Genomic DNA, 12,448 nt, shown 5'->3' with positions numbered 1-12,448 from the left:
TCCTTACACATGGTCGTTGTATTTGTTTTGTTTTACGGTGGATGAGGTAGTCGGCGAAGCGCCAGATCTCTCTATGCGCTCGGCCAGGGGTCTGAGTATATTTACAGATGACTTTGAAGCCGTCATACGCAGTAAGGTGGGCAGTAATAGCAAGGTAAATAGGGTACTCACCGTCATTCCTCCCACAATAACAGCCGCAAGACCTCGGTAAATAACGCTGCCTGCTCCAGGTAGTAACAGCAGCGGCAGCATGCCAAAGATTGAGGTCAGCGTGCTCATAAAGATAGGCCGTAAACGAAGTTTGATGGCTTGCTCTACCGCATCATCACGGGTCAGCCCTTCTTGCTCTCCTAGGCGAGTCTGATGCACAAGTAAAATGGCATTGTTCACCACGAGCCCTAGCAAAATTATGAAGCCAATCATGGTTAACAGGTCCATGGGCTGGAAGGTAAATATATTCATAATACGAATAGCCATGACGCCACCTACCGTAGCAAGCGGAATTGAAAGGACTACCAGCACGCTGTCTTTTAGCGACTTAAACAAACCCGCCATCAAAAGTAGCAGTAGCACCATGGCAAAAAGAAAGTTGTCTGCCATAGAGGCAATAGCGCCTTTTAAGCTATCTGCGCTGCCGCCGTAATTGATAGCGCCATCGGTTGGCATCATAGCCATAATCGCAGGCTCAACTTCAGAGGTAATCACTTTCATGGCTTCTTCTAAACTCATGCCCTCTGGCGGATTAACGTTTAGCGTAAGGGTTCTGCGGCCATCTATACGCTGAATACGGCTTGGTCCTACCGCTCTTTCAATACCTACAAGGTCACCTAATTGCACCACCTCGCCTGATGGCGTCATAACCGGCGTGCTGTTCAAGTCTTCTGGTGTATACCAAGGTGCTGAGCGGAAGATAATATTCATGCGTTTAGTACCATCGAAGTATTCCCCCACATACATCCCATCACCCATGGCGCGTACCAAGTTGCCCATATTGCCGCGATTTAACCCGACTTCCATCATTCGGCTGTCATTCGGGTAAAAGCGTAGCTCTGGTTCAGCTTGCTCTAATGGAGGGTTCGAACGCGCATTGGCGTTGGGGAAAACTTCTCTCAATTTGTCTAAACCTGCTTGCGCAGCGATGCCGAGCATGGCCTGATCGGTGCCTTGTAGATGAATGTCGATTGACCTACCGTTTCCAAAGCCACCAAACAAATTACCTTGCTGCGAAAAGGTTTGTGTATCCGGCAAATCCTTTAAAATTTCATCGCGAACAATAGCTTCTAACTCTTTGACCTTAGACTGATCTTTAGCGCGCACGCCTAAATTTCCGCCATTTGGCCACGTAATAATGTAGTAGTTCTTAAGCGCTGGCTGCTTTTCTCCGTCCATATAGGGCTGCAGTCGCTCAACGATAATTGGCATCACTTCTTCACTAATAAAGTTTTCACTGGCACCTGCAGGCAAACTTAAGAAGGCGTCAACGGCATCGCGTTTTACGGGCGGCAAATAATCCATGGAAGGCATAAGCAAAACACTACCTGTAATAGGCACGCCCATGAGCGTTATGACTAATACAAGGCGGCGAAGCGGCGTGCTTGATAGCGACATAATAGCGCGGGTTATCTTAGCCCATACCCGCTGTAAGCTATCAGCTGGCATGTTGCCATTAAGGTATCTAGCGGCAACGACAGGCAATACCGTTACCGCAACCACTAACGACATACACACTGCAATGGCAATGGTAAGAGCGAGGTCAGCAAACAATTGCCCTTCAACATCTTCCAAAAACATGACGGGAATAAAAATGGCAACGGTGGTGGCTGTTGACGCCATGAGGGCACCAAAAACTTCCCTCGTTCCCCGATGGGCACAATCCTCCATGTGCGTTTGTGAATTTGGGTTGTTATTGTCGACTACGGTTTCGGTGTTCTTGCGCGTTCTTACAATGTTTTCCAGCACGACAATCGCGGCATCTAGCACCATACCTACCGCAAAGGCGAGTCCTGCTAACGAAATGATATTGAGCGAGCGACCAGTAATCTGAAGCACCACAAAAGTGCTAAGTAGTGAGATAGGAATGGCCAATGCCACAATGAGCGTTGCCCGCAGCTGGCGCATAAAGAGCCAAAGTACGGCAATAGCAAGCAGCACGCCTATAAACAAATTGCTGGTAACTAGCTGCACCGCTCTATAGATAAATACTGAGGCATCGAAGCTTTGCGCCATCACTAACTGTTCAGGGGCCAAGTCCTGTTCGTTTATTTGCGCTACTTTTGCTTTTACGGCTTCTAAGGTAGCAAGAACATTGGCGTTGTTTTGTCTGTCTACGCGAATAGAGATAGCCGGATTGCCGTTTTGCACACTGTAGTTTGCACCGTCAGCGCGGGTGATTTTAATTTCGGCGATGTCATTTAGAGTAATTGGGCTACCATCTCGCCATTCAAGGATCATTTCACCCATTTGCTTAGGCTCGTAACGACCTTCAAAACGCAGGGTATAGCGTCTTCTACCCACATCGACAAAGCCGCCTGAAATATCATTCGCACGACCCAACTCGTTAGCGACTGCCGTTAGGTCAATGCCTAACTGCGCCGCTTTAAACGGGTCGAAAACAATTTGAAACTCCTCGACGCCGCCAACCCCGCTTTCCATACGCGCTCTTGCAACACCTGGGATAGATTCAAGCTGAGGTTTAATGACATCAGTAAAAAAGGCGACATAGGTATTAATTTCGTTTGGATTGCCCGGTAGGCGCTGAAGAAAAAAGTAGGTCAAAGCGGGCGCATCTCCCCCACTTCCAGCAAGCATAATATTCGGCGATAGTGCATCGCGAGGGAGTGGCGGCACACGGTTCATGCGGCTAATCACTTCAATGAGCGTTTTCTGCATGTCCGTATCTAAACCAAACTCTAGGTTTATCCACGCGTTGCCTTGGTTTGCCCATGCATTCATCGACTCAAGGCCTGGAATTCCCTGCAGCACTTCCTCTTGAGGCTCAATAATTTCCGACTCGATCTCTTGGGGCGACGCAGCGCGCCAAGAGGTCTGGATATTAATATTGGGTCGTTCGATGTCAGGAAATAGCTGTACCGGTAAATTAAACAGGCTATATAGACCTAAAAATACCAGTAGCGTTATTCCGATACCTACCCCAGTCGCGTTTTGTATTGCTTGCTTAGTGATGTCCATAAGATGGCACTTATGCTTTTTATTGTCTGATTTACTATAGGTCGCAGTAATGACAGAAAAAGTTTAAAGCTATGACGTTAAGAATTTCAGCGACTATTAACATTTTGTTTAAACACCGTTTAAAAACCGTTATTTGTCGCAGATGAGTGGACCTCAAAAATACGCAATTTGTCGGCGCTGGACATATTTGCTTACACCCATCGTTAATTAGGCGTCGCAACGTGGAGTGAGGGTAGGGATATTTTAAACTCGCCCTTCGGGAAGGTCTGGCAAGCTTCACTCTGGGAATTTAAAAAGCAACGGCCATTCCTGCATTCCCACGCTTTGCTAGGAAACTTGCCAGCGCTCTGGGTGGGCAATCATCTATGCGGATTGGTATTGCTCTTAAGTATCGGACAAAAATTTAGAGCAAAAAAAAAGCCGCTCTAGGAGCGGCTTTTTCAAATACGTCAGCGATTACGCTTCAGCAATGATGATCACTTTGATTGAAGTGATAACGTCAGAGTGAAGTTGTAAGTCGATGTCATACTCACCAGTCTCACGAAGAGTACCAGTAGGTAGTTTAACTTCTGCTTTTTGTACTTCAACGCCAGCTGCAGTGATTGCATCAGCGATGTCACGAGTACCAACAGAGCCAAATAGTTTACCTTCGTCACCAGCAGGAGCTGCGATTGTAACTTCAGCAAGCTCAGCAACTTTTTCAGCGCGTGCGTTAGCAGCAGCTAGTTGCTCAGCAATTTTCGCTTCAAGCTCAGCACGACGTGCTTCGAACTTTTCAACGTTGTCTTTAGTTGCAGGAACCGCTTTACCCTGTGGGAAAAGGAAGTTACGAGCGTAACCAGACTTAACAGTCACTTGGTCGCCCAGGCCGCCAAGGTTGGCGATTTTATCTAGTAGGATGATATTCATCTTAGCTAACCCTTATATTCGCCAAATTACTTATGTGAATCAGTGTACGGAAGCAACGCAAGGAAACGTGCGCGCTTGATCGCAGAAGACAGCTGACGCTGATATTTTGCGCTTGTACCAGTAATACGGCTAGGGACAATTTTACCGCTCTCAGTGATGTAGTTCTTAAGAGTAGCGATATCTTTGTAATCAATCTCAGTCACACCTTCTGCAGTGAAACGGCAGAACTTACGACGTCTGAAAAAACGAGCCATGGGTGATCTCCTTAAGCGTTGTCTTCAGTGGTTTCAGTTTTCTTTTCCGCGCGATCTTGGCGAGGAGCAGAATCGTCACGACGCTCACGACGAGGCTCTTCTTTCATCATTGGAGAAGGCTCAGTCACAGCAGTCTTAGTGCGCATAACCATGTTACGTAGGATCACGTCGTTGAAACGGAAAGCATTTTCCAATTCATCAACAGCTTCTGCAGACGCTTCAGCATTGATTAGTACGTAGTGGGCTTTGTGCAGCTTTTCAATTGGGTAAGCCAGTTGACGACGGCCCCAATCTTCTAAACGATGAATCTGACCACCGTCTTGCTTTAGGATTGTGGTATAACGCTCGATCATACCAGGTACTTGTTCACTCTGATCAGGGTGAACCATAAATACGATTTCGTAATGACGCATTATAGCTCCTTACGGTTGTAGCCTCGACAGTACAGCCGACTGTATGGAGACAAGGAACGAATTGGGATGGCTGTAAGGGCGCGCATTATACGCACACAAACATCGTTGCACAAGCATTAATCAACTTTGGCAATTATTTTTGCGCTTACTATTATTGACAGAGCTCGTATTGACAGCGCTTGTATCAATAGCGCTTCGCGGTTATTGCGAAACGCTTTCAAATGGAATAGAAGAAACACGGGTTAAAGGAAAGCAAAGGGTAAATTCTGTGCCGTTAAAATCAGAAGTCACGCTCAGCGAACCTTGGTGCGCCCTTGCAATTTCTGATGCGATAAATAACCCCAACCCTAGCCCGTCGTTTTTTGCACTGCTTTCTTTACGCCAGAAAGGCTGAAAAAGACGCGCCTTAGACTCATCAGGTATTGGTGTGCCGCTATTTTGCACGCTGAGAATGAAATCGTTTCGGTTGGTGATGACTTTCACATATACCGGATGCGCTTGGTCGCCGTGAACCAGAGCGTTTTTCAATAAATTAGATAAAAGCTGACACACCCGTTTTTCGTCACAGACCAACTGCTCGGTAATATCGATATGTGTTCTGATAGTGCAATTAGGATAAGCAGTAGCTAGCTCTTCAGCCGTATAATTCAACTGTTGCGCTAAACTAGCTGCTTCGGCCATTTTCACAGGTAGCCCTTCGCCCATACGGCTATGAGTAAAGTCCATAGCATCTTCAATTAAACGCGTCATCCTCTGCACACTATTCTTCATTCTCGATACAGCTTTGAATACAGGTACTTGAACCGTACTGGCTATTTGACTGTCTTTTATTATGTCGTCAAGAAAGCTGATACCAATTTGAATGGACGATAAAGGAGTTCGAATATCGTGGCCTAAAATAGCAATATACTGCTCTTGAAGGCGGGCAATATTTCTTGCATCGGTTAGCTGAGCCTGTGAACGCTCCATTTGGTCTTTTAATAAAATTTGACTAGATATAAGCTTAGCAAATGCACTAATTTGCCCGTGAACAAGCTCGCTACGTAACTCCCTAGGTTCTGGGTCTAGACCGCAAAGCGTTCCAAAAAACTCACCGTTTGCATCATAGATAGGGTAAGAAAAATAACTCTCAAAGCCATACATAATAGGAATGGGATTATCACAATATTTACTATCAGCAGAGGCGTGATTAATGACTATCTGTTGTTTGCTCGCCCTTACGGTTCTACAAAAAGTGGTTTCAATTTCTAAATGATCGCCAGGCGTTAGACCAAATTCTGCATTATCTAACACGGCACACATTGTCCATGCTTCTTCGGTGACTCTCGCTACACAGATAAAACGCAAATCTAAACTACTGGCCAATATTTGCATTATATGAGGGACTGCTTCGATTGCGTCGATAGCCTGAATATCTTGTTGAACAGCTTCTCTCACTACCATAACTTTAGAGTTCCTTTTTTCGAGCGCGTGCTTACGAACGCTACATTTCTACTGTTCCAGGTGTTTCGGACGCCGAAATAAATTACTAATTTACGGTTTTCGAGGACTTTGAATCTAAGCGTACATGAAGCTGCCAAACTACACTAAAGTATAATCAGCGGCAATATTACCGATAATGACAAGAATATTTTCGATAAACTGTTTATTTATACAGTGCTTTACTGTACAGTTTTTGTGTCTTTAATAAATAGGGGACCTACCATGGCCATTACCACACAGTATGTTGTTACGCACAAAGGGGTAGAAAAATTGGTAACTACCGACAAAAAAGAAGCGGATCAGTACGATAAGATGCTTGATGCAGCAGATAACCTCGCCGACTATATTCATGCGAAGGGCATTAAGCTAGACGATAGCGTGATTGAAGAACTCACAATCATGCTGGCGAAAAACAAAGATAAAGTCGGCAAAATATTTAAAGGCGCTACAGCAGAAAGCGTATTAGAAGATGAAAGCGCAGAAGTAGTAAAGCTGCAGGCCAACGGCTGATAATGTAGCTCAACTCGCCCTCTATGTCGTTATGATGAACAATAAGTGAGAGCAACTGCCGCTTTAAATGCGTAAGTTCTGATAACATGTCTTTGCAAAGTGATGTTATTTGATAACATCACTTTTAAGCGGTGCTATGTTCTTTACTTGCTTTGGGTACCTAAAGTAAGTAGGAAAACAAATAAGAAACAAGGTACCGCCTTTGCTAATGTGAATATAAGACGTAAATACAGGTCGGGCTTAGCGTGAATACCATCAATAAAAACAATAGCACTCATTCCCAGCGCAACGCAGTGTCTGAAAAGCACAACGCATCAATAGAAGAGTGCAACCCAGCAATTGAAGTAAACAATTTACAGTTTTCGTACAGTAAAGAAAGCCCGCCCATCATTGATGTAAAAGCATGGCAGGTGCCACAAGGTGAACATGTTTTTCTATCAGGCCCTTCGGGTAGCGGAAAGAGTACTTTGCTTAATTTGTTATGCGGTACTTTGACACCCACCCAAGGCAACATAACTTTGTTGTCGCAGCCTTTCTCTTCTTTATCAAACCGTCAGCGAGACAAGTTTAGAGCACGCAATATTGGCGTTGTCTTTCAGCAGTTCAACCTTATTCCGTATCTTTCTGTGGCGCAAAATATTAACGCTGCGGTGTACTTCGCAAGTAGTAAAACAACTAAAACGGCGGGAGAAGATAAACTTCTCCATTTACTCGACAAGCTACAGCTACCTTCACAGGTATTACATGCGAAGGCAGATGCTTTGAGTATTGGCCAGCAGCAGCGGGTAGCTATAGCCCGAGCGCTTATCAATGACCCACAATTATTAATTGTCGATGAACCTACTTCGGCGTTAGATAGCGATGCGCGAGATAGCTTTATGTCGCTGTTAAAAGAGGTTGCAGGTAAGAGCACAATGATTTTCGTTAGCCATGATAAAGCAATGGAAAGCTATTTTGACCGTCATTGCAGTATCAGTGAATTGAGCCCAAGCTCAAACCACGCAATATCCTCACTCGGTGGCATTAAGCAAGCACAGGAGCGTGTGTAATGCTAAGTACTATTGCTATTGAAAGTCTAAAGCGCAGGAAAACAACGGCAATACTTACGCTGTTAAGCATTACCATCAGCATTAGTTTGCTTTTATGCGTTGATATAATTCGCAGCCAAGTGAAGACCAGCTTTACGCGTACCGTGTCAGGTGTTGACCTTATTGTCGGCGCACCGAGCGGCCAGCTTAACCTGCTATTGTCGTCGGTGTTTAATATAGGAACACCCACCAAGGGCATTGAATATAAGAGTGTTGCATCACTTAAATCTAACAAACAGGTGTCGTGGCTCATTCCACTTTCTTTAGGTGATACTCACCGAGGCTTTAGAGTGGTAGGTACGACCAACAGCTTTTTTGAACACTTTAAATACGGTGACATGCAGTCACTAAAGCTATCTGATGGAGCGACATTTACACAACCGCTATCTACGGTAGTTGGTGCTGATATAGCGGAATCATTGGGATATGAAGTGGGTGATGAGATTATTATTTCTCACGGCTTAGGCAGTGTCTCATTCAATAATCACGACGATCACCCTTTTACTATTTCCGGCATTTTAGATAAAACGGGCACCCCGGTGGATAAGGCTGTGTATGTCACCTTGCAGGGACTTGAAGAGGCCCACACAGGACCTAAGCATTCGCCCACCTCAATGTTAGGCCGTAAATCTGCTGACAAGGTGAGCGAGCATGAGCACGAGCACGAGCACGAGCACGAGCACGAGCACGAGCACGAGCACGGCGAGCATACCGGTGTGCATGAGACTTACAACAGCGAAGCCTTTGCTCCAGAGTCGGTATCAGTTGTGATGCTTGGGCTAAAACATCGTGTTACAGCGCTACAGCTGCAGTATCAAATCAACCAAAGTAAAAAAGAGCCGCTTATGGCGATACTACCGGGTATGGCGCTCGCTGAGCTTTGGCAAATTATGGGAAATGTAGAGTCGCTATTGCTTGGTCTTTCCGGTCTTATCGTCATTTGCGCGCTAATTGGGTTAGCGACTATGCTACTTGCAACTATGCGTGAGCGTTATCAAGAAATCGCTGTTTTACGTACCATAGGAGCAGGGCCTTTCACCCTACTGCTACTTATTCAAATTGAAGCTATGCTGCTTACTATGTTGAGTGCCGTACTAAGCTTAGGCTTGGTGGCTGGGCTTATGAGCGTACTAAAACCCTGGTTAAGCAGTACCTATGGATTGTTTTTGAGTAGTCCACTGTTTGGGCAAAGCAGCGTTATTATCATTTTGCTTATATTAGGGTGCACCTACTTAGTTTCTCTGTTCCCAGCCGTTGCTGCCTATAAACGCGGCTTACATGCTGGCCTCAATACGAACTAGGCGCAACCCACACGGGGGGAGAGGGCTACTCTCCTACCCCTTGTCTGTACTAAAGCGCAAAATAAGCTCGTGAACTTGATTTACCGTAGCGCGCAAATCTTGGCTCGCTGCTAGCGATGCCTCTGAGGAACGCTGAGTTTCAGACGCGCCATCAGCCACTTCTACTAACTGTTGGTTAATATGTTCCGCTACTGTGCTTTGCTCTTCTACAGCAGAAGACATCTCTACGGTAGCATCAGCAATGCCTTTCACCGCGTTATTTATTTCAAATAATGCCCCCCGCGTTTCTTCCACGATTATGCTGCCGTGCTCTGCTGAAGCTAGCCCTTCTGTAGATACCCGCACGGCGCGATCAGAACGCTCAGCCAATTCACTAATGATATTGTGGATTTTGTCGGTTGATTCGCGCGTTTTTGAAGCCAATGTACGTACTTCATCGGCAACAACCGCAAAACCCCTTCCCTGTTCACCGGCTCTTGCCGCCTCAATGGCAGCGTTAAGCGCTAGCAGGTTAGTTTGCTCGGCAATGGTGGATATAATATTGGCCGCTTCACCTATATCGCTGGTTGACTGAGCTAACTCGGTTACTGTTGTTGAAATTGATTCAACCGCCTCGCGCAACGCAACAATTGCCTGCATGGCTTGTTCAGCTTTTTGGTTACCTGTTTCTACATTAGCTGCGGCTGTTTTTGCGCTTTTCGCATTTCCTTCAACCCGCTCAGCCACTTCTTGTATAGCCTGACTCATTTGCGTCACGGCAGACGCTATTTGCTGAGTAGCTTGGTTTTGCTGCACGACCGCAGCACTAGTACTTTCAGCCTGGTGATGGGTTGCATTAGCTATATTATCAAGACCCGCTGACGCATCTTGTATTCGAGTCAACGCTGTGCGATTTCTTGCAAGTTCACAGCCTAGCGCGAGTTTAGCTTGGCTTATATGAGGCGGATCAGAAAAGTAGGTTTGTGACACCGTTTCATTTGCGTAGCTTTCAGGGCTAAGCGCAAGTAATCCGTGCCAATCTTTTTTGGCGTTAGTTTGTTGAGCCAACATCAAAATAATAGCGCCAAGTAGCGCTATGCCAGCAGCAACAGCGCCGTGTGTAAACGCCAAGATCAAAACCATTAGCGCACTGAATATTAATGATGGTGCTAAATGCGAAAGCATTTGTATAATACGAACCGCTGGCGATACCGGCGATTTACCTGCTCTTATTCTTTCATAAACCTTTGTAGCTCTGGCAATTTCATCATTTAACGCAGGAACTCGAACAGATTCGTACCCCACAATTGTTTTACCTTCATAAACGGGCGTCACGAATGCCGAAACCCAGTAGTGATCGCCATTCTTCCTTCTGTTTTTTACTAATCCCAGCCAGCTTTGTCCAGACTCTAAAGTACGCCACATTTCCTTAAACACGGGGGCTGGCATATCGGGGTGACGAATTAAATTATGGTTTTTGCCTATTAACTCTTCGCGGGTAAAACCACTCGCTTCCACAAACTCATTGTTACAATGCTGAATAACACCACGTTTGTCGGTTGACGAAATAAGGCGGTGGTGAGGGGGAAATTTATACTCTTTTTGGGTAACAGGCTGGTTATTTCTCATTGAATACTTTCTCCATTTTGCAAAGCGTTCGTCCTTAAAGCAGAGAATCTTTGCTTTCTCATAAGACTAGAACATAAACAGCCGCTGTCTAGCTTAAGCAAAAAATTAGAGAAATTTTATGTTTTATCAGATAGCTAGGAAAGCACTCTATACTTTAGACCAATGGCAGTACGACTGACACTTTTGTGCCTCTGCCTTCAACACTGACAATATCTATCCTGCCATTATGCTCCTCGACAATGGTCATGGAAATTGACATACCCAGCCCTGTGCCCTCACCTGGCGGTTTGGTAGTAAAAAACGGAGTGAACACTTTACTAAGCGTTTCTTTTGACATGCCCATACCTTCATCTTCAACGATAAGACAGACACTGCCAGCCTCCTTCTGTATTTTTAGTGTTATGCCTTTCCCTACCGGCGTGGCATATATCGCATTGGTTAAGAAGTTTACAAGCACCTGCTGAATTTGCCCTGAGTTACCGTTAAAGAAGGCATCTTCCTCTGGTACTTCAAAGCGCACCGTATTGCGATAACGATGCAAATTATTGGTGAGCTTAATCGCTGTATTCATGGCTTCGATAGCGCTAATTTCAGAGTGCTTGCCCGAGCCTGGATAAGAAAAGCTTCTTAACGCTTTCACAATTTCGATTATACGCTCAATACCTTCATGAGACTCATCAAACATTTCCGCAATTTCGGTCGCACTGTCTTTAAGGGAAAAACGCTTTTCAAGCGCCATAAAATGCGCGGCAACTTCACCACCTGCTTTTTTACAAAGACTACCTATTTCCTCAAGCGCACGCTGATAGTCGTTAAAAATATCTTTTGCAACGACAGTATTACTTCGCACATAACCAATAGGGTTATTAATTTCATGAGCGATACCTGCGGCTAGCTGACCTAGCATAGCCATTTTATCAGCACTGACTAATCTTTCTTCAAGGAAATCCCGGTCCTTTTTCACGTTACTCAGTTCTCGTTGCCTAGTATTTAGTTCACTTTTCTTATTTTGGTATCGAGACGTGATATTGAGGTAATGCTTCGTGGTATCTAATACGTAAAGAGTTTCTTCTTCCAAATTATCGTCTTTGGTCAATAATACTAGCCACGTATATTCCCCCCGCGACATTTCATGCATAAAGTGAAGTAAGCGAGACTCTGTATCTTTTTCCGGCTGTATTACTGCACTAACACACCAATGGGAATAGCTTTCTCGTAAATCTAGTGGCGTTTCCTGCTTGATAAATTGCGCTAACGCGGGGGACGTAATCCAGCCCTGCCCCTGAACCAGCACGCTGTCATCGTTACCAATGATGAGTTCACCATCTTTTACGGTAAAAGCTTTGCCGCAAAACGCACCGCTAAATTCTACGGCAGATTCAAGGGCCGAAAATATGTAACTTTCCCCGGATGTCGCTTGTGTAAGTTGGGATGCTGTTCGATTAAGGTAAAGAAGCTCGCGCTCTCTTTGTTTAGAGTCTTTGAGTGCTTTGCGTAATGCTTGATTGGCAAGATAGGCGTCTTGGGAGTAGGTTTCTAGGAAAGATTCAGCGTTTTTGCGTGCAACTTTTTGGCGTTTAAGCTGTCGCTCTAGCGAATTAACACGGGCCTCAAGCGCACGAATACGTTCGTTTTCGGTGGAATACGATGTTTCACTCACCTTAAAGCCCTCCATTGTGCGTGCCCGTCAATTA

General features: G+C 45.3%; 10 protein-coding genes. 3 read left to right on the top strand and 7 right to left on the bottom strand.

Annotated elements, in window-relative coordinates; genetic code table 11:
• Window positions 1–3: 3 nt before the first annotated feature.
• The 5 genes from ACXACS_RS03240 to ACXACS_RS03220 all read right to left on the bottom strand — a co-directional run bounded on the left by ACXACS_RS03240 (window position 4) and on the right by ACXACS_RS03220 (window position 6,202).
• Window positions 4–3,189, bottom strand: coding sequence for an efflux RND transporter permease subunit (locus ACXACS_RS03240; protein ID WP_474804012.1), 3,186 nt, complete (start codon window positions 3,187–3,189; stop codon window positions 4–6).
• Between the two features lie 456 nt (window positions 3,190–3,645).
• Complete coding sequence (rplI, locus tag ACXACS_RS03235) at window positions 3,646–4,098, bottom strand: 50S ribosomal protein L9 (protein WP_012519953.1); 453 nt, start codon at window positions 4,096–4,098, stop codon at window positions 3,646–3,648.
• A gap of 26 nt (window positions 4,099–4,124) precedes the next feature.
• Window positions 4,125–4,352, bottom strand: a complete 228-nt coding sequence (gene rpsR, locus ACXACS_RS03230) for a 30S ribosomal protein S18 (protein ID WP_012519954.1) — start codon at window positions 4,350–4,352, stop codon at window positions 4,125–4,127.
• Window positions 4,353–4,363: 11 nt separating this feature from the next.
• Complete coding sequence (gene rpsF / locus ACXACS_RS03225) at window positions 4,364–4,765, bottom strand: 30S ribosomal protein S6 (protein WP_014951120.1); 402 nt, start codon at window positions 4,763–4,765, stop codon at window positions 4,364–4,366.
• Between the two features lie 201 nt (window positions 4,766–4,966).
• The gene (locus ACXACS_RS03220) at window positions 4,967–6,202 is read right to left on the bottom strand and encodes a GAF domain-containing sensor histidine kinase (RefSeq protein ID WP_474809202.1); all 1,236 of its coding nucleotides are present in this window, start codon (window positions 6,200–6,202) and stop codon (window positions 4,967–4,969) included.
• 267 nt (window positions 6,203–6,469) lie between these two features.
• Between ACXACS_RS03220 and ACXACS_RS03215 the strand changes: the two genes are divergently transcribed.
• The 3 genes from ACXACS_RS03215 to ACXACS_RS03205 all read left to right on the top strand — a co-directional run bounded on the left by ACXACS_RS03215 (window position 6,470) and on the right by ACXACS_RS03205 (window position 9,146).
• Entirely contained in the window at window positions 6,470–6,757 is a 288-nt protein-coding gene (locus ACXACS_RS03215) for a YebG family protein (protein ID WP_474804007.1), read from the top strand.
• 245 nt (window positions 6,758–7,002) lie between these two features.
• A complete protein-coding gene (locus tag ACXACS_RS03210; RefSeq protein WP_474804004.1) occupies window positions 7,003–7,806 on the top strand; it encodes an ABC transporter ATP-binding protein in 804 nt (267 codons plus the stop codon).
• A complete protein-coding gene (locus ACXACS_RS03205; protein ID WP_474804002.1) occupies window positions 7,806–9,146 on the top strand; it encodes an ABC transporter permease in 1,341 nt (446 codons plus the stop codon). Before ACXACS_RS03210 ends, ACXACS_RS03205 begins: the two co-directional genes overlap by 1 nt.
• A gap of 33 nt (window positions 9,147–9,179) precedes the next feature.
• Here ACXACS_RS03205 and ACXACS_RS03200 read toward each other — a convergent pair whose 3' ends face one another.
• Entirely contained in the window at window positions 9,180–10,754 is a 1,575-nt protein-coding gene (locus ACXACS_RS03200; RefSeq protein WP_474804000.1) for a methyl-accepting chemotaxis protein, read from the bottom strand.
• Between the two features lie 154 nt (window positions 10,755–10,908).
• The gene (locus tag ACXACS_RS03195; RefSeq protein ID WP_474803997.1) at window positions 10,909–12,414 is read right to left on the bottom strand and encodes a sensor histidine kinase; all 1,506 of its coding nucleotides are present in this window, start codon (window positions 12,412–12,414) and stop codon (window positions 10,909–10,911) included.
• Window positions 12,415–12,448: the final 34 nt, after the last annotated feature.

The sequence above is a fragment of the Alteromonas sp. AWM4_230 genome (assembly GCF_056158305.1).
This window is presented reverse-complemented; position numbering and strand designations above follow the sequence as displayed.

Excerpts from the sequence above, each read along its gene's own strand:
- rpsR (WP_012519954.1), bottom strand. The coding sequence starts at position 4,352 with ATGGCTCGTTTTTTCAGACGTCGTAAGTTCTGCCGTTTCACTGCAGAA.
- ACXACS_RS03215 (WP_474804007.1), top strand. The coding sequence starts at position 6,470 with ATGGCCATTACCACACAGTATGTTGTTACGCACAAAGGGGTAGAAAAA.
- ACXACS_RS03200 (WP_474804000.1), bottom strand. The coding sequence starts at position 10,754 with ATGAGAAATAACCAGCCTGTTACCCAAAAAGAGTATAAATTTCCCCCT.
- rpsF (WP_014951120.1), bottom strand. The coding sequence starts at position 4,765 with ATGCGTCATTACGAAATCGTATTTATGGTTCACCCTGATCAGAGTGAA.
- rplI (WP_012519953.1), bottom strand. The coding sequence starts at position 4,098 with ATGAATATCATCCTACTAGATAAAATCGCCAACCTTGGCGGCCTGGGC.
- ACXACS_RS03205 (WP_474804002.1), top strand. The coding sequence starts at position 7,806 with ATGCTAAGTACTATTGCTATTGAAAGTCTAAAGCGCAGGAAAACAACG.
- ACXACS_RS03240 (WP_474804012.1), bottom strand. The coding sequence starts at position 3,189 with ATGGACATCACTAAGCAAGCAATACAAAACGCGACTGGGGTAGGTATC.